The 17,741-nt window shown below is 61.0% G+C and carries 14 protein-coding genes; 4 read left to right on the forward strand and 10 right to left on the reverse strand.

The genetic code is table 11. The features are described 5' to 3' along the window. Positions 1–117: 117 nt before the first annotated feature. Positions 118–639, reverse strand: coding sequence for a hypothetical protein (locus EJ070_RS24635; RefSeq protein WP_126093674.1), 522 nt, complete (start codon positions 637–639; stop codon positions 118–120). A 220-nt stretch (positions 640–859) separates the two neighbouring features. Here EJ070_RS24635 and dgt point away from each other — a divergent pair, with 220 nt between their 5' ends. Both dgt and EJ070_RS24645 read left to right on the forward strand, forming a co-directional pair. Continuing rightward, positions 860–2,272, forward strand: a complete 1,413-nt coding sequence (gene dgt / locus EJ070_RS24640) for a dGTP triphosphohydrolase (protein WP_189350026.1) — start codon at positions 860–862, stop codon at positions 2,270–2,272. Then, entirely contained in the window at positions 2,269–3,048 is a 780-nt protein-coding gene (locus EJ070_RS24645; RefSeq protein WP_126093676.1) for a hypothetical protein, read from the forward strand. The genes dgt and EJ070_RS24645 overlap by 4 nt, the downstream gene beginning before the upstream one ends. Here the strand turns inward: EJ070_RS24645 and EJ070_RS24650 are convergent. Genes EJ070_RS24650 through EJ070_RS24665 form a run of 4 tightly spaced genes read right to left on the reverse strand, consistent with a single transcriptional unit; the run spans position 3,002 to position 8,947 of the window. Beyond that, the gene (locus EJ070_RS24650) at positions 3,002–4,975 is read right to left on the reverse strand and encodes a TniQ family protein (RefSeq protein WP_189350028.1); all 1,974 of its coding nucleotides are present in this window, start codon (positions 4,973–4,975) and stop codon (positions 3,002–3,004) included. The genes EJ070_RS24645 and EJ070_RS24650 overlap by 47 nt on opposite strands. A 2-nt stretch (positions 4,976–4,977) precedes the next feature. Then, the gene (locus EJ070_RS24655) at positions 4,978–6,024 is read right to left on the reverse strand and encodes an ATP-binding protein (RefSeq protein ID WP_126093678.1); all 1,047 of its coding nucleotides are present in this window, start codon (positions 6,022–6,024) and stop codon (positions 4,978–4,980) included. Further along, positions 6,021–8,270, reverse strand: a complete 2,250-nt coding sequence (locus tag EJ070_RS24660) for a Mu transposase C-terminal domain-containing protein (protein ID WP_126093679.1) — start codon at positions 8,268–8,270, stop codon at positions 6,021–6,023. The genes EJ070_RS24655 and EJ070_RS24660 overlap by 4 nt, the downstream gene beginning before the upstream one ends. A gap of 56 nt (positions 8,271–8,326) precedes the next feature. Next, positions 8,327–8,947 carry a hypothetical protein gene (locus tag EJ070_RS24665; protein WP_126093680.1) on the reverse strand — a complete coding sequence of 207 codons (621 nt, stop codon included), beginning with the start codon at positions 8,945–8,947 and terminating at the stop codon, positions 8,327–8,329. Positions 8,948–9,701: 754 nt separating this feature from the next. On the opposite strand from EJ070_RS24665, the gene EJ070_RS24670 reads away from it, so the two are divergent. Continuing rightward, positions 9,702–10,064, forward strand: coding sequence for a hypothetical protein (locus EJ070_RS24670; RefSeq protein ID WP_126093681.1), 363 nt, complete (start codon positions 9,702–9,704; stop codon positions 10,062–10,064). Here EJ070_RS24670 and EJ070_RS24675 read toward each other — a convergent pair. From EJ070_RS24675 to EJ070_RS24685, 3 genes are all read right to left on the reverse strand, one after another. After that, positions 10,025–10,276, reverse strand: a complete 252-nt coding sequence (locus EJ070_RS24675; RefSeq protein ID WP_126093682.1) for a hypothetical protein — start codon at positions 10,274–10,276, stop codon at positions 10,025–10,027. The two genes, EJ070_RS24670 and EJ070_RS24675, sit on opposite strands and share 40 nt — an antisense overlap. 536 nt (positions 10,277–10,812) lie before the next feature. After that, positions 10,813–11,391 (reverse strand): nucleotidyltransferase domain-containing protein, encoded by a 579-nt coding sequence (locus EJ070_RS24680; protein WP_245464963.1) that lies wholly within the window; start codon positions 11,389–11,391, stop codon positions 10,813–10,815. A gap of 497 nt (positions 11,392–11,888) precedes the next feature. Then, positions 11,889–13,847 carry an AAA family ATPase gene (locus EJ070_RS24685; protein ID WP_126093683.1) on the reverse strand — a complete coding sequence of 653 codons (1,959 nt, stop codon included), beginning with the start codon at positions 13,845–13,847 and terminating at the stop codon, positions 11,889–11,891. Between the two features lie 507 nt (positions 13,848–14,354). Between EJ070_RS24685 and EJ070_RS24690 the strand changes: the two genes are divergently transcribed. Next, the gene (locus tag EJ070_RS24690; protein WP_126093684.1) at positions 14,355–15,356 is read left to right on the forward strand and encodes a hypothetical protein; all 1,002 of its coding nucleotides are present in this window, start codon (positions 14,355–14,357) and stop codon (positions 15,354–15,356) included. Here the strand turns inward: EJ070_RS24690 and EJ070_RS24695 are convergent. Both EJ070_RS24695 and EJ070_RS24705 read right to left on the reverse strand, forming a co-directional pair. Beyond that, entirely contained in the window at positions 15,333–15,929 is a 597-nt protein-coding gene (locus EJ070_RS24695; RefSeq protein ID WP_189350030.1) for a PIN domain-containing protein, read from the reverse strand. The genes EJ070_RS24690 and EJ070_RS24695 overlap by 24 nt on opposite strands. 536 nt (positions 15,930–16,465) lie before the next feature. Then, positions 16,466–17,551, reverse strand: a complete 1,086-nt coding sequence (locus tag EJ070_RS24705; RefSeq protein ID WP_126093687.1) for an NnrS family protein — start codon at positions 17,549–17,551, stop codon at positions 16,466–16,468. Positions 17,552–17,741 lie beyond the last annotated feature (190 nt).

The raw sequence follows: 17,741 nt of genomic DNA on the forward strand, positions 1-17,741 counted from the left end.
GGCCAATGCGTACTCCAACAAGGGACGAAATTATCGATCGCAACAAGACTATTCGAACCGCGAGGCTGAGGCCGGTTCACGTTTCCAAAGCTTGCCGAGCGAGCGTTGGGCGGCCCTTCACATAGATATCTTCGCGCGATGATCGCGCATTCGCCGGGCGGCTCTCTCCGCGTCAAGCCTTCTCAACAGAGCTTCCTTGCGCCTGTCGTTAGCGGCGATGTCCGCCTCGGTTTGGGTGATCGGGCGAGCAAGGTCGGCATCGTTGTAGTATCGCCCCTCTTCGAACGGCGATTCTGGCGGCGCGAACTTCACCTTGTAGATGAGGAACCCCAACAAGCTCTCGCCGGTGAGCCGCCTGATGTCGTCGGGGAGGTATACCTCCTTGTAGGCTTGCATGAAGTCGACTCCCTGCCTTTCGGCTGATGGCTCCGGCAGTTTCTTGATTGCCAGGTCGAGCTGATCGGCAGGGATGCCGACCATGACCCGGTACGAATGCCTGGAGTTCGACACCGTCAGCTCCCAGAAAGGCGGAAACCTCGGATCGTAGAACTCGTTGCGCCGGAAGTGGACGACGAAGTTAGGAGTATGTCGGGTCCCCTCGAGGCCCTCTACCCCATTGTTGTTGCCCCTCTGGTTCATTGTTCGCCCTGTCCACTCGCTCGTCCCAGCCGTTGTCGCGGGCCCGGCTGCAAGTTTCAAAGCGACCGTCAATTCTAACGGCGGCCCTTTCGGCAGAGTGCTTCGTCGTTCGACAAATGTCGGATGATGGCGGCAGGCGAGACCGGCTAGTTGTCACGAACCTTTTTACAACCAAATCTGAGCTATCCCCTTTCCAGAAAATCAAGCTGGAGGGTGGGAAGTGAGTTCAATTTGGTCCACCGCGCGCTGGGGGCGCGCAAGTTCCCCGGATTCTGATCCGCGAGGGTGGCGGTCGTTCTTTCAACAAGACTATGATCGACTTCTATTTTCCACGCCGGTTCGCCGGCTTGCCGACAAGACGCAGGTTTGGCCAATGGAGGAAAATGACGGGGTTAGAACCCGTCTTACCCATTCGCACGAGGTGGCCAATCTCGCCCGGTCTATAGGATCGAGAATAACGGCTGATCGTGGCAGCTCCTTCTTCGGCGCAGACCTACATACGCACGTCCAACCCGTCCTTCTGGCAATTGGATTAGCGCACGACCTGGGCAACCCACCGTTTGGCCATCAAGGGGAGGCCGCCATCGGCAAGTGGTTCTCCCAACGCTCGGATTGGATCTTCACTCACGAGATGGAGGGCCATGAAGCGCAACTGGAGAAACCAGTACCACCCCACTTACATCGGGAATTCCTCAAGTTCGACGGCAATCCACAAGGGTTCCGCCTGGTGACACGCCTCCAGACGAACGTCGATCATGCGGGTCTCCACCTAACTGCAGGTACACTCGCCGCTCTGCTGAAATACCCGGTGAGTGCCAGCAACGTCGACCCGGACCACCTGGTGAACAAGAAATTTGGATACTTTGAATCCGAACGCGAGATTGTGGATTGGGTCCGTGCCGAAACCGGAATGGCCGAAGGGGAACGTCATCCGCTCACTTGGATCATGGAGGCTTGCGACGACATCGCGTACAGCATCCTTGATGTGGACGACGTTATGAAAAAGAAGATCATATCTCCTGATGACGTCTTGGCGATCCTCCTCCACGACCCGCGCAGCTCATCCTCCGGGGCGGTTATGAAAACCCGAGACAGGTTTGCAAATGTCCAGGCGAGCGGGAGAGACGCCGACGTGGCGCGGGACATCAAGATCGGTTACCTCCGGGCCTACCTCATAGAGGAGCTGATACAGGAGGCGAGCAAGAGTTTCGTGGCATCGTCAGACGCCATATTGGCCAAAACCCATAATACGCCGCTTATGGAGGGCGTGGCGCTTTGCAGCGCGCTCAAAGACGTGGCAAAAAAGCACGCGTTTGCAAACCCGTCTGTCCTCAAGATGGAGGCTATCGGAGCTGCGGCGCTAGACGGCCTGATGACGTTCTTCTGGCGTTCGATCAGCGACCGAAAAGACTTTGACGACATTGCGTCACGGCGGAATGGCGCCTTGGCAAAATACGGTTGGTCCATTGTGAGTTCGAACTATATTGAAGAGGCAGGCCGAAGCGGTTTAGGCTCAGGGGACGCATCGGCGATGCGGTATCGTGAATTGCGCTTGCTGACGGATATGGTGTCGGGCATGACCGATTCGTTCGCTTTGAAGTTGTGGAAACAGATAAAGGAAATCCCGGAGTGACGGTCGCAGCAGAGCAGCGGATCGTGAAGCGGAGAATGGATGAGTACCTTTGGTGGGAAAAATCCGCCGCAAACGTGCGTCTGCGCTCCTTGCTTAAGAGGCATTTCCTTGATTTCGAGCGCGTTGCGATCGTCGGCGGGATGGTCAGGGACATTGCCCGAGCCGGAGGGCGAGGATTTCATTCCGACATCGACTTGGTGATAGAGGCGCCAGCCGCCGCCGTTGCCGAGATGGCGGCAAAGAACGGCGCTCGGCGCAATCAATTCGGTGGTTATTCCTTCGTTGAGGAGGGGTGGAAGCTGGATTTTTGGGCCTTGGAGACGACTTGGGCGGCCAGGGAAGGGCACGTCGAGGTCAAGTGTCTGGAGGACATCACACGTTGCACCTTCTTTGATTGGGATGCGATCCTTTACGACCTGAAAGAGCGGAAAGTAATCTGCGGAGACTCCTATCTGGACGGCGTCCGTCGGGGAAAAATGGATATCTGTCTGCTGCCCAACCCCTCCTATCTCGGAAATCTGTACAGGGCTGTTCAACGGATTCTCGCATGGGATCTGGAACCGGGCCCCAAGCTGAGAGCGTTCATAGAGAAGCATCTCGACGACGATGGGTTTCAGGGCCTCATTCGAGAGGAGATCAAGCGCGGCAAACGGACTTTCCTGCCCATGTTCGGGGATGCGCAGACATTGCGTCGGTTCCTAGCTAGCAAGGACGACCGCACGCGGATCGCTACTGTGTATGCGAAACAGATGAGCCTCCCTGGGATTGCCCACTGAGCGATCGGGATTTTCTTTGCAGCGCTGATTTTTCATAAGTCCACATCGATTGTGACTGGCCTTCGGCCTGGTCGATCAGGTCACGGCTGTAGAAGAAGGCGCCCACGACTCCCGGATCGAGCGCTGCTTCGATGCCGGCTACGCGCAGGATCAGGCGTACTTTCTTGTGATGCATTCCGGTCTTTTGGCAAAGCTCACCAAGCGAGACGAAGCGAGACTTGAACGCCTCGGCGCTATCCCGCGAGACCACGGGGATCATCCGCCTCGCATCGGGGCTGAATTCCTCGACGAGCGTAAGGTAGCCTGCATCGATCAACCTGCTCACAACACGCTCATGCGTACCGGGAAGGAACCCCTCTGCTTCGGCCTTGGTGAGGTTGGTGCGCATTCCGTCCGAGCGCACAAGCCTCGTTACCTCGTCGGCGTCGAGCAGCAACGCCATATAGTCATGCCTGCCGGCCAGCCGTCCTTTCCAGGCGAGCTTTCCGTTGATGATCATGTCGAGTATGTCGGGAATGGTGCAGGTGGCCGCGCGGCGCGCGTCAGTGATGTCAACTTGACGTTCGGTCGGCTCGGAAACCTCCTGGGCGCCGTCGAACAGTCGCTCCCTCAGCCGCTCGACTTCGACCTTCGAGAAGCGGCGCTTCGCGTTCCGCCTACTGCCTGTCCCGGCAAGCCCGTCTAGGTGTCCGTGAGCGACCAGTTCCTTCAGGTGAATCCGGGGAACGCCAAGCAGTCGCTCGACTTCTGGCGCCGTGAGCGCGTCTTTCAACTCGGCGACTACGTGGCTGAAGTCATCGGATGTGACGAGGATACGGTGGTCCATCACCCCTGAATGATCCGAAGCCTCGTCGACGCCCATTCGCTTGAAAAGGCGACGGATGCTCAAAGCGTGCATTCCGGAATCGCGCGCTGCGGTCCGGACGGTGTGGACTTTGCGTTTGCCCGCTGGCTGACCAAGCACGTCTGTTCCCGGCTCGATCGGCATCGTCTCGAGCGCGAACCGTCGCACGGCGTCCCGCAGCTTGGCGTAAGCCGGATCGTCAACGGTCTTTTGCAGGAGTCCGTATGCGTAGCCATACGTGTCTCGTGGCCCCCAGACTCCGCGGGTCGAGGCCTGTCCTCGGTTGAGCCTTTCGAGGAGCTCGTTCAGGGACGCCTCGCCAGCGCTGGCGATCCGAAACCCTTCGTCGGCAGCTTGCGCCCAGTCAGATGCCGCGAACCTTGCTACCCGGACTTTCGGCGGGTGGAGCGACGATACGCCCAGCGCCTCGCAAAAAGGAGCTGCGACGTAGAGGGGGAGGTCGTCGAGCCAGTTGTCGGACAAGCCATTCCCGCACAATCGGTCTTGAATCCAGGCCTGGAAAGGGGAGGCGGCCACGGTCACAGCCTGGTCGGCCGTCTGCCGCAGGGTAGGGAACAGGTTTTCCATGGTGCTGCTGAAATCGAACGGGGCGAAGGGAGTGCGCGCAGGATTCGCCTGCGTGAGGAAGACGTCATGCCGGGGGCAGGAGCGGAAATGGGAAATGGTCCATTGAAGCCGAAGCCAGGGCCTGCTGCGGACAGGTCCGTCGTATTGGCCCATATCCTCGAGGGTGCACCGCGGGCAGTAGCGGAAGTACGTCCGGTTGACCGTCAGCCGCATGAAGGTTTCGCCTGCGACTTCGTACAGCTTGTCGGTTTTGCGGACAGGAGTGTACCGAAGCAAGCGCACCGGGTCGGCTCGCCCGAGGAGCGCGATGTCGCTCACGGTAGCGGCGAGCCCGAGGTCGAGGTTTCGCTGCCTGATGCTCATGTCGCGAAGCAGGCTCTTCAGCGACTGGCCATTCAGCGCGGCGAGCCGTGATGCGAACCCAGCCGCCGGCTCCAGCTCTTCAAGCTGGTAGGCGAATCCTAGCGGCTCGAGAGTCCGACTGTTCAAACTCACGATTACTCGTCCTCCTCGATCAGGAAGAGGCCCGGCTCGAGGCTCATCCAGTCGTCGACAAGGAATGGGTTCATGTGGTCGTATCCCCTGGCCTGCGAATGGTCGATATAGGCGTGGGCGAAGTGTTCGCGGGTCAGGGTGGACGCCTCCCTAAATGCAGCCTGCTCGATCCCGGCGAGTACCACCTGCGCGATGCGCCCGTACTGATACCTGGCGACATGGGCGATGCGGTCTGGAAGGTCGCTCTCTGTGACTGCGCCATGGTTGAGCCCCGCTGCCTCGCACATAGCAGTGACGATGTTGAGGACCAGGATACGCTCACCGGGAAGGGTCACGCCCGGAAGGTGCAAATGCCGTGAGCGCCGTTCGATCTGCCGGTCAAGCTTGCCAAGCGCGGTGATGCCAGGCATTCCCGACATGAGAAAGCTCACCGGCCATGGTTCGTAATTCATCACTCCCTTGAGTGCCTTCCTGACGGCATCGCGTTCCTTGTCCGATTCAGTCAGCTTCAGCAGGTGCTGCGTCTCGTCGATATGGATCAGCAGGACTTTCCGCAGGTGCAGTTGCTCGGGCATGATGTCCCAGACCTCGCCCTGCTCGTACCTCCGGGTGATCTTGTATCCGGCCTGCTTGAGGATATTCAGCCCCAGAAACTTGAGCGTCGCAGGTCCCATCAGCGTGTGGCGGACAACCGGGTTGATTAGGCCGTACGATCTCTGAATCGGACCCAGGGTTTTGTTCTCCGCAAGCATACGTTTGACAAGTTCTGTCTTGCCCGCCCCGCTGTCCCCGGTGACGAAGAAGATGCGCCCGTCGTCTCGCCGGCCAGCTTTCTTCGCGAGCATCATCGTCACGAAGCGGGAAAGAAGGCTCTTGGCGACCCGGTCGCGCCTGCAGGGGACATAGACGCTCTTGGCCAGTTCCAGCACCGCTTTGGCGCGCTTCTCCTGATCGGACATGCGCGCGGAAATGGCGTCGAGAAAGTCGTCGTCGGAGGTCGAATCATCCCATTCCGGTTCCTGCTCGGCGGGTTTCGTGGTCCGCTTCATGCGTCTTCTCCGTCATCGAGGTTCAAGCTTCCGCCGAACGGCTTGCGTTTCGGCAAAGCTTCGTGATCTCGGATCGTGCGAGGTTGGTCAGTGTCGTCAGGTTTGCCGCGGCGCCGGGTCGCTGTTGCGACGAGTTCGCCCGGCTGGCCGCCGTCCGCTTCTTCGTCTGCATACTGGTCAGGACCGAGCGCAGCCTGGGCGGCGAAGCGGATCCGCTTCTCTAGCATATCCAAGGTCTTCTCCGTGACGACATGGCTCGGGACCGCCGCTCTGTCCATGACACCCCTCGATAGGTCCAGGAGATCCCGGTGCGCGCTGATGCGGATAGGCCTTCCCAACGCCTCCTCTTGCTTCAAGAGCTCACGGACAGCGCGTTTGGCGAGCAGGTGATCGGCCAGCGTCCTGCCCTTGAAACTGGGATCGACAGCAGGAACTCTCAGGAAGTGCCGGCTCTCAGGGATGCCCTCGATTCGTCCCCGGATGTGCTTGGGGATCAAGACGTACACATGGCCGAGATCCTCCGGCTCGACGATGGCGTCTACCTTCTTCTGACCGACCTTCATGTGAAGCTCAGCCAGTTCCATCGAGTTGTACGAGATGCCGACAGACTCGATCCCGTGCTTGGTGATCGACCTTTCCCTGCGCGTCAGCCCGAAGGCGACGGCCAGTTGTTCATCCGAGGGAGCAGGTGGCAGCCCCTGTTTGGCAAGTTCTTCCCACTGTGCGTAAGGAGTTCGCCCCTCGAGGCCGCGATGCGGCCTCATGTGGTAGTGGTCAACGATGAACCTGATCAGGCTCCTGTAGAACTCCCCGACGGTCAGCGAGGCAAGCTCTTCCGCCGGATAGTCGCCTTGCTTGACGACGTTGGAGAAGGAGCGTCCCGCGAAATAGCGGCAGAGCCGCTTGATGATCCTGAAGAACGCTTCGATCGTGCCTCGCTTGCGCGGATCCTGCTCAGGGACGACGCGCGGGACGCTGACTCGCGAGGCGGCTGTGTCGAATTCGCTGCGAAATACCGGGCCGCCGTCCGTGGCCAGGTTGAGTGGGCGGCCGTGCATGTGCCAGGACGCCATTGCTCCCGCAGCCTCGGCGAGCTCGCTCTTGTCGATCATGACCGACCTGAGGGCGCTCTTCGTCGCGGCGGTGGAGGGAGGGCCGAAGGCGAGGTTGAAGCCGACGATGGCTCTCGATGCGCAGTCGATCCCCGCCGTGAGGGTCGTTCGGATGCGCGGCACCAGGCTACGCTGTTTGGGCGTCAACGATTTCCAGAAACTTGACTTGGCGACGAGCGTGTGGAGATCGACCTCCCAGTCGTCCATCTCGACACGTCCCAAAGCCTGCGTGACTTGCAATCCCTTTCCGACGGGCGTGTATTTCCGAAAAGCGTAGTCGCTCCCTTTGCGCCCGGCGTCCACCATGAACGGATCGAGCAGGTGGATCTTGCGTCGGACGGCATTGTGGCTCGCGTACACCTGCTGGTGCTCGGGCAGGTTCTTGTTGATGTTGTACAAGGCAAGGTCCACGTCCTCGCAGATGTCGGCCATTCTGGGCTGCAGCAGGCTGGCGTATTTCCTGACCTCGATCGCGATCACGTCGGCTGCGCGAGGGTCCAATTGGTTCCGGTTGCCGCATTCGGAGTAGTGGGGACGCAGGCTCTCCATACGGCAGTTGCCGTTGATAAAGCGCGCCAGCCATTTCTTCAGGGCGGAAGGGCTGGGATAGTCAAAGGCCTTGCGCACCTTGCCCTTAATCCTTCGCCCAGGCCGCCTGCGTTCTCCGAACGTGTCGAGGTACCACCGATCCATAAGGTCGCGGTTTTCCTCGACGAACCGGGCGAAGTCATCAATGATACGGCGCGGGCGCCAACGCCCTTGCAGGTTCGTGGCGGCATCTAGGAAACGGATGCACCATTCCTTCTTCCACGCAAGAGTCCTGAGTTCTTCCTCCGACAGGTCGGTCAAGTCGGAGTCGTCGAACCGCACTCGCAAGATAGCCAAGGCCTTCGAATAGTAGCCCTCGTCGATCCGGATACGCTTCGACCGGATCAACGCGTTGATCTCGTTGTCGGACTTCACGACGAAGTAGTCTTCCGCGATCAGGTCACCTGTCACGGGCTGGAGCACGTGCGTGTCCTTGACCTTCCTTTCGACCCTGAAGGACTGGCCATCGATGAGCAGCCGATCGTGGCGGCCAAACAGATGGGCTCTCTCGGCTCTTGTTGCCGAGGCAGGATTCAATACTTTCACGCCTCCCCCCTCTTGTTGTTTTTCTTTTGCACTATCAAGCTTCCGTGATGAATCGATTAACGGCGCCCTTCGCGGGCGCCGTGGTTGACAAGGATTGCTTGATCCTCAAGCCGGACGTTGGCAGGGACCGCCAGCAGGCCCTTCTGGATCAAGGTGACGGCCGCACGCCGGCCGCGCTCGCCAAGTCCGCTTGCTTGGGCAATCTCGCGGAGCGAAGTTCGAGCGGGCAGTTTTGGCAACGCAGCGGCCACGGTCGTCTGGGCTTCGAAGTCGTAGTCCGCTGCGTACGCCACGATGTCCTTGGCGTTCTCGATCTGTGCGAGGGTCAGGGCCTCCTCGGTGAAGATGCGGAACTCGTCGGCAATGCGGTCGCCGACCTGTTCGCACACGAGCCGAAGGGTCTCGCGCAGGTCTTCATCGACGTCGATCTTGTACTTCACGGCATACGCGATCCTGCCGCCCGGCGCCCGCTGGATGAAGTCGATCCAGCACGTGCGTCTCTGCCCATTCTGGAAAAATTGCACCTTCTGCTGCTCGCGCAGCTCCAGCGTCTCGGGTTTTGCGAGAAGAAAGTACGCTACCGATTCTTCGAGGCCACTCTCGTACCAGACCCTCCGCTTGCGGAACGGGTCGACGACGAAGCCGACCTTGGAGTCGCGCTTCTTCGGCTGCGGCACACGGTTGGCAACGCCGTCCTCAATTTCCAGGGCAGGGGCGTTCCGCCCCCAATCACGTGAAGCGTCATCGGTATGGACAAGCCCCCGCCCGAGCTACGGATGCTCTTCAACGGGTGGGCGAGGATAGGCCCGTGCCCGATCTTGAATCCGTGGCTGTAGTTCTTCAACGCTTCGGTTAGCAGCAGGTTATGGCAACGCATTTCAGTTTCCCTTTCTTGTCGGCGTGCGCATGCCAGCGGGCGGCGAGCGCCCGCTAGCCGATGGAAGGGCGAACCAACACGGGCAGCGGCGGGGACTGCGCGACCGCTAAGTCGCGAAGCCTCACGCGCGAAGCCGCGGTTTGACCGCTTCGCCGTCGCTCGATAGTGAAGGGACCAAAAAGCCGGACTTGACGCCCGGCAGAACATACCGGGGCCTCAGCCCTGAGCTTCGCGGACCTTCCGCACAGCTATCGATATGTTCATCGTCATAGTCATCTTTCCTCTTGGGCGGACCTGGTGAGACAGGCCCGCGAGTGGGAGGCGGATATAGCGTCGACAAGGAAGGTGCAAACGCTTTCTGAGAACTGATTTGTCTTTTTGGCGAACTTGGTTAACGGCGTTTCCGCAAACGCGAGGGGCGTCAATGGATGGCAACCAAATTCTGATCGGCTGGTGACCCGGGTCTGTCGAGAACGACAGCGACAGGAACCGTTGACGTCTGCGAAACGACGCACGACCCTTGGCGAGTTCACACGTTAAGGGGAGCGAGAGAAATGACCGACGGCAGCCGGAAATTCTACATTACGAGCGAGGCGGAGAAGCTCGAAGTTCTTGCCTCGCTCGAATTGTCGGGAAGCGTCCGCACCCTGGATCGCCTCCTCAGGTCCAGCTATGCCGTCCTGGCGACGTCCACCTCCGAAGAGGTCAGGGCGAAGTACGCACGGTGGCTGGAAGTAGCCCGGACGGGACTGGCGATCGAAGCCGAATGGGGCGAGGGCGCACTCCTCGACCTAAATGATCCGATCTTCGTCGACATGCGCGCGCGAGGCGAGATGAATCCGGTCCGTATCGGGAATGCGGAGGCGTACGCCGCCGCTCATCCCGGGCGCGAGTTCAGTTCTCCGAGCCTCTTGTGAGCGTCGCCTTGCTTGCCGACGAATGTGTGCCGCTCTTTGGTATTGTCGGGAATCAAAATGAAGGTTCCCTTCTCCGCGTCCGGCGTCTCATATGTACCTGTGACATAATAGATTTCGCCATCCGCGCCCTGATCAACCAAGCGCTCTTCGTACTGGAGGGCGTTGGCGGCCTCGTCGTTTTCTTTCTCGTATTCAGGATGTTGCAAAGGCATAATCAAGCTTCCCCTTAGTGACTTACATCTCGCAACCGATAGCCTGTGAAATCTTGCGGTTTCGTTATTGGACCCGTCGTATCAAAGGATTCGTGGCGCCTCATCCAATAACCATGCCATGACCACCGCTCCCGCTGAAAGGCTTCGGCTGAGTTGGACAAGCCTACGCTACCAACGGCAATCCTGGCTGGATCGCACCAATGTAGTGGAACACGCCCAGCTGCGCGCGCTTAAGCAGGGTGGCAAGGTGCCTTGGCGGACCAGAAGCTGTCGCAGCTAGGCGAAACGGATCTGGTGCTCAGCGGCTCGTCGCAAGGCCTCGACGGCTGGCCGACAAATTGGCAGCGATCATCTCACGGACGTTCGAGAGAAAGTAACGTCAGATGCTTGCCGGGAGCGGCATCGCCGTCTTCTGGCCGGGCATCGTCGGCGTCTCGACGTACGGACGGCGCTGTCCCAGATCAGTCCGTCATCCGGTGTCCGCGCATTGTGACCTGGCACGCGTAGGAAGCATCCTTCTCTTGGTGGATCCGGTTCTAACCGTGTGCGTCCGCTCCAGCCAGCGACGGAAGTTCCTCGGGTTGCCTGCCTGCCAGCACGATAGCATCCTTGACCACGCTCGCCCACCAAGGATCGTCGTCACGGGCAAGACGGCTGACATCCTCCATATCGAGGCCAACGACACTTGGGGTGAGGCCCAGACGCTCGGAATGAATGGCAAGGCTGTCCCGAACGACCTCGACAACCGCCGCGAGGTCAGCAGATCCCGTGACTACCCCGACATCCAGATCACTTCCCAGGCGGTCCTCTCCGCGCGCAACGCTGCCGTACACCCACAGGCTCTTGACGAACTGCTTCTTGTCACCAGGACTATCGGTAACGGCATCGATGATGGCTGCGAACCGACGTTCCTCGGCAGCAAAGAGGTCCTCGATTGCTTTGGAGAAGTAGTGTTCGGCATTCAAGCGGTACAGTCGGTTGTACCCTGACCCCTCTGCCGACACGACGCGCGCTTCCCCGAGCGAGATAAGGCCCAGGCGTGTGCTGCTCTTCGATATCCCGGCGCGACGACCGATATCCGAACTGGAGAGGTACCCGCCATGGCGGACAAGCACGCGCAAGACCCGCACGTTCGAGTCGACCCCGAAGACAAGGTCGAGAGGATTTCTGATCGCGCTCTGTGGAACCGTTCTCGCCACGGAGGACCCATATTTCACATCGGGTCGATCGTTCAGATATCAAAACAATCGATCTAATATTAAACCACTCGACCCGTTATTAAACCGATTGCCGACATCGTGCAATCACAGCCAGCGACTCCTTTCGTTCTTGGCTTCCGCGAAATGACGCGACGCTCTGAAGCCCGTTTCGGACGAGAGCCTCCGCAGCCAGGACTTTTTCGAGGAAGCCAGGATTTCTTCGAGGATGCCGAGTTTCGACGTACGGCGAACCCGTCCAATGAAATCCTTCAATTCCCCACTCCTCGATCCTTGTCCGACCGCCACCCGAGCCACTCGTCCCGTCCCAGGCGCGCGACCGCCGGCGCTCGCGCATTATAGGCCGCACTCTATGGCTCGCTGCCAATATAGAGCCGGGCCATGCTACGCGGCATCTATCCTGTTTTCCTGTCATCACCGTCTACCAGCTTGAGCCGCGGCTGCTGCGCGATCAGCTCGACCACCTCGCTGGCATCGAGCGTCCCCTTGACGAGCAAAGCCTCCGCGACGCGATCAACCTCCAGCCGCTCGCGTTCGATGATCCGCTTCGCCCGCTGAAACTGCTCCAGCAGCGTCTTGTCGACACGTACGTGCAGGAGGCGGTCGAGCCGTAATGCGGAGAAGAGTTCCTCTTCGTCGTCAGGGGCGAGGTAAGCCAAGCCTTCGCCAAGGCCGTAGGATGCCTCGAACGCCAACGCCGAAAGCGTGGCCGTGTGGAGATCGGAACCCCTGCCGCCGCCGCCGCCCGCCGACCGCTCCCCGAAGACCACTTCCTCGGCCGCAATGCCCCCAAGCCTGACGGCGATGCTGTCGAGCAGCTGGGCTTGGGTGCGTTCCTTGAATCCCTTATCCCTGATGAGGGCCCCGCCGCCGTTCTGGAACAGTTCGGGATTCCGGACGATGGCGCTCTCGACCGAAACCGAAACGAGTTCGCCGCACGCCAGCGCGAGCGCGACGATGGCATGTCCGGTCTCATGGACGGCCACCCGGCGGCGCATTTCCGGCGGAATGGGAACCAAAGCGGGAAGCTCGGACATAAGGTCGTTGAGCGTCATGTCGCGGCGCGCCCGCCTCGCCCGCCGTCTCGCCTGGCGGACGAGCTGCTCGAGGGAGGCGCCAGTCCAGCCTTCGGTTCTCCCGGCGATTTGCGAGAGGTCGGCCTTGGCAAGCAGCCCCTGCAGGTGCCAGCGCAGGATTCCTTCGCGGCCCTTCTGGTCCGGCAGGGGAATGCGGACATGCCTGTCGAGGCGGCCGGCACGGACGATCGCGGCATCGAGCTTGTGAGGATAGTTGCAGGCTCCGACCACGACGACGCCTTCGCGGCCCTCCGCGCCGTCGATGCACTCGAGCAGCGCGGCCACCACCTCCGTGCAGTACTGTGCGTTGTGGTCGTTGAACTTCTCGCGGTCGCCGACGGCGTCGATCTCGTCGATGAAGATGATTGACGGCGCATTCTTTCTTGCGTCGTCGAACGCCGCCCGCATGGCCTTCAGAAGGTCACCGAGGTGGCCCTTTGCCTGCCAACGGCCGAGGGAGCCAAGGACGAGGTGGACGTTGCAGGTGCGGGCGAGAGCGCCCGCGAACGTGCTCTTGCCCGTTCCGGGCGGCCCGGACACAAGAATGCCGCGATCCACGTCCGCCCAGCCGATCCTTCCGGCCCGCCAGTCGGCGAGGTCAATCGCCAGTTCGCGGCCCCATTCGCCCGCCTCGCCGAGGCCGTGGAGGTCGTCGAGCGTCGGGCCAGAAATGTCTTTGGCCGCCCTTGGCGCATTGGCCTGCGCCATCAGCTTGATCGCTTGAGCGACGGACCTGCCCGGGCGCAGCGTGGCGCCGATGATTGACAAGGGCATTGTGGCGATGAACTTGGCCTGTTCCGGCGTGATCTCCGTCTTGAGACAGAGCCTCGCCCCCGCGATGACGTGCCGCGGCGGGATCGGCCCCACTTCGACTACCCCGTCAGCTGCGAGGCGGAAGTAATCCGGCGTCTCCGTGCCGTTCTTCATCACCAGGACGACGCGCCGCCGCTTCGAGAGCGCCGCGGAAAGTTCCGCCTCCTTGGCCTTCGTCCAACGGTCGCCCTTTGTCAGGATCTCGGTGCCGTCGAGGCCGCCATAGATGAAGGAAGGGCCATGCGCGGCATAGTGGACGGCCTCTTCATAGATGTCCTTGTCCGGGTCCGCCGGGAGCAATAAACCGACGACCACAGGTTTTAGCTGCCGGAATTGCGGGATGGAGCGGCATGCACGCATGATCCCGCAGTAGGCGAGGAAGCGCGGCAAGGATTGATGCAGCTTGTTGCGAAAGGTGCTGGCATTGGTGCTCCGAGCATCCTTCAGGGTTTTGTAACGGATCATTTCGACACCTCGGCCGCGACCGTGCCACAGCACGGTGATAGAAATCGGAAACTGACGAAGAGACGCGCGCGCTCAGGCGCCGATGGCCGCGCGTATGGGCGCGCGCCAGGACTGTCTCGTCATCGTTTCGGATTTCCTGGAGGTGTGGATCACGACAGTGTCCTCGGTTTCATGCGCATGCGTTCTCGGCCGCAGCGAGGGCGGCTGCGGGAGCGGTCAGCGTATGAGGTCGAGGTGTTGGTGCGTGGTCATGGGTGAGAACGTATAGTGAACATAGTCCTGGCGGTCAAGCGCGCTCCCCAGAACATCGTGGTTCCGTGAGCAAACGGTGTAGGCGGCCGTTGGATTGCCTTATAAATATATGGTTGCGGAACTGGGGAAACATTTCCCGCCATTCTCCTGCATCTCTAAACGAATATGTCGTAAGTCACGGCACCTGGTAGGCGAGCCCCGCTGATAGTTCTGTTCTGACGGCCGCAGTTTCAACAATCATGTTGGGAGGTTAGATTGATGGATAGAGGGAAGGCCCTGAATGAAACTGCGCAGGAAATCGACCGGGTCGCGCCATCAAGGGACGTCGCCGCCTCCGGGCGGGGGAGGCGCAACAACCGTCGGTCCGGCTCGGCAAAAACGAACGAGCAGTCGATCGACTACGGCAGCCTCGGGATTCCGGAAGCCGCCGTGCCCTCGTTCGAGGAGGCTCGGGAGATGTTCGTTTCGCTCGGCCGGAAGCGGACCGAAGAGGTGTTCGCTTGCGGGGAGATGCTCGCGAAAGTGCGCGGCAAGGCACCCAGTCAAGAGGTCTTTGAACGGTGGTCTAAACAGGCGTGCCGGCTCACCAGGCGAGGCGCTGGCAACTACATCGCCGTTCACAACAACCTGCGTGCCCATCGGAAGGTCCTGGTCGACTGCAGCGTGACTGCGGCCGCTATGTACGCGCTGGCGGCAGCGGAGGCCGAAACCGTCGCTTCAGTAGTGGCAGACCTCAAGGCGGGCAAGCGGCTGACCGTTCGCGAAATCAGGGCTCTGGTTTCCGGTGATACCCAGAGTGCGCAACCGGACCCCGCCGACATTGCCGGAGTCGACGGGTTGAGAGCGCTGGCGCGGGCGAAGGCCCAGAACGGGGTGCCGATCCTGGTGGAGAGGCTCAAGGGGATGCTTGGCGATATCCAGGCTGCCCTCCAGCCGCACTTCGAAGGGAAGAACGTCGCCAAGGGAGCGCTGGTCGCGAAATTGGAGCATCCGGCGCGCCGGGCGCGCAGCGAACTGGAGAACCTCGCGCTATTTGTCGCGCCGAACTCCCGAAGCAGCGAAACCTGGAGAGTGCATCCTGCGATCTTCCCGCACGGAAGCCCGTGGGAGGCGGTTTCTCAGGTTCTCTTCAAGCTTGGCGGGCGCGAGGAATGGCCCGACGCCAACGACCTGGGCGCCTGGCTTGTCACGGACGTCGTTCCCGCGATCGAGTTCGCCGTCGGGGCAAAACCCTCAAAAGGCATCTCGACGGAGTGAAAGCGAAGCGCCCGCCCTATGGCGGGGGCGGGCAGTTGCCGCAAAACGATGCACCGGTTGTGGCCGACGGTGCCCGCCTTTCGGAAGGATGCTCCACTCGAGTGATGCGGGATCGAAAAGTCCTGGCAGCGGGAAATGACAGTTGATCCGCAAAAAGTCCTTGGTGTTCATCGTGGCGACGACGGCGCGATGAATGATGGCGGATGCCGCGATCGCCAGGTCTTGGTGCATTCTCGCGTCCTTGGCTTGGGGCGATTTCGTCCACAGGTCTTTTAGACTGGGGACGAGCGTCATCCGGGCGTACAGCTTCGAGGTTTCGGCATCCATGGGGAGGAACGCCATGTCCGACACCAGAAGGCGGTCGAGCCAGGACTGCAGTTCAAGGGATCTGGTAACGTTTCGTGCTTCAAGCATCGTTATGCCTCGCTGGATCTCAATCACGCAACCAAACGGGATCGCGAGCGAGGTGTCCGTTTCCGCTATCCAGCGGACAACGCTGGGATGTGGTCTTTTTTTGATGAGTTCGCTTACTACGTTCGTGTCAAGGACATAGATTCTCGGGAGTGGGCTCACCGCTGGCATCCTGTTATTGTGTCAGTGTGATTGTGCGGCGCGAACGTAGGCGAGAGGCACCGGCAAATCGTTAAGCATAGTCTCCGTCTGAGTAGAAGGATTCGCCATGGGCAAAAGCCCCGGGAAAAAGAGAGGCCCAAAGCCTGCGGAAACCGAGTTGAACTCCTGGCCAGTCGTTGAGGCACAGGAGCGGTTCGCGGACCTCCTCGATGCCGCTGCAAATCGCGGCCCTCAGACAATCGTCGACCACAACCGCAGCTTCAAACTGACCCTGACAAGAAGCCGCTGGTCGCCTGAGGCGAAGGAATTACTCCTGAGCGGGGGGCGTGTAGGAGCTGCCGGAAAATCGGGCAAGGAGTGACGGGAGCGTTGCTCGGTTTCGGGAAATGTTTTCCCAAAAGCGCGCGATATACCTGGGCGCTTGGCCGACCTCGAGACGCGGTCGGCTACGACTTTCGCAGGCGCTGGGCGCCGACGGGCAACGCCTCAGTGCGGGACTATCGAAGCGGCTTGCTCCAGAGTCCAAGGCGATCCTTTCAAGCCGGCTCAGAACGGGCGCGCTCGGCGCTCAGAAGCGGGAAGGGCGCCGGTTGCCGCAGGGCGGCAAGATGCGCCGACAGAAACAGAAGCCACGCCGCCGACCAAGCGATGCCTGCCATGGTCATCAGCGCATGGTGAGGCGTGGCTATCTCGGCCAGACAGCGTGCGCCCGTTGCCGCGAAGATCAGCCACAGCGCGATCCAGTGGCGTGTCAGCGGCATCAGGCCCACGTCCTTGACCCGCCGCATCGAAACCCTCGCTGCCACCGCCACGACCATTGAACCCATTGCGCCCATCGTCAGCAGATGCGTCTGGGCTAGCGGCGGAAGCATCCCCACCCGCGCGGCAACGATCCCGAGAAGTCCGGCCGCGAGGGTCGCATAAGCTATGCACAGCATCCGGCTTGCCGGCCACGCACCAACCCCGGTCCAAGCCGTGCGGAGCACCCACAAGGCGGTGATCGCCAGGGCCGATGTTCCGATCGATCCGCTCGAGAGGACCCCAAACCCCATCATGGCGAGGCCGGGCCACGTGCGTGCCGCAGGCCGTTGCGGCAAGCCGCGGCGTCGGCACTCTTCGATAAGGAAGGCGGCTATCATCCGGCCGCCCACCGCCAGGATCAGCGCGCCCATCGCCAGGGGAAGTGCCGCAGCCTGTATCTGATGTCGGACCAATGCCCCTTCCGCGATCACCAGGCCGAGTGGCACGAGAGCAAGCGGCATCTTGTCCCAGCGCCTCGCCCGCATAACGGGCAACAGGATCGCCAGCGCGACGACCAGCAAGGGCAGGGATGCCAGCCAGACCGCCTCTGGCTCCGCCAGCGCCAGCATTCGCGCGCCCAAAGCCAAGGTAGCCAGCCCCAGCGTCGGCAGAGGAGGCTCCGCCCCGGTCCACGCGCGCTGCGCGGTCAGAAGATAGCCGGAGACCGCCATGCCGCCAAAGCCGAATATTCCCAGGCGGACATGCGCCTGCCCGGGATCCGCCAACGGCAGCAGCCACAGCCATGGTAGAATGACCGCGACCATGGCGGCGAGGGCGAAGAATACCCCGGCCGGATGGAAGATCAGCGGACTGCGCTTCATGCCGTCCGGTCTCCTCCGTCGGTCGGGTAAGATGTTATGTCGAGGTTTAAGAGACCGGGCAGACTCTGACAAAACCGCCTGATGATTATAAGGACGTATCAAAACAAGATCCGTTGGCAGGCTGAGCGTCGCAATTTTCCAGCGCGTCGGCAAAACTATTGTTAATGTCTTGATGGATGCGCTCGTCCTC

It is taken from the genome of Mesorhizobium sp. M1E.F.Ca.ET.045.02.1.1 (genome assembly GCF_003952485.1).
GTDB lineage: Bacteria > Pseudomonadota > Alphaproteobacteria > Rhizobiales > Rhizobiaceae > Mesorhizobium.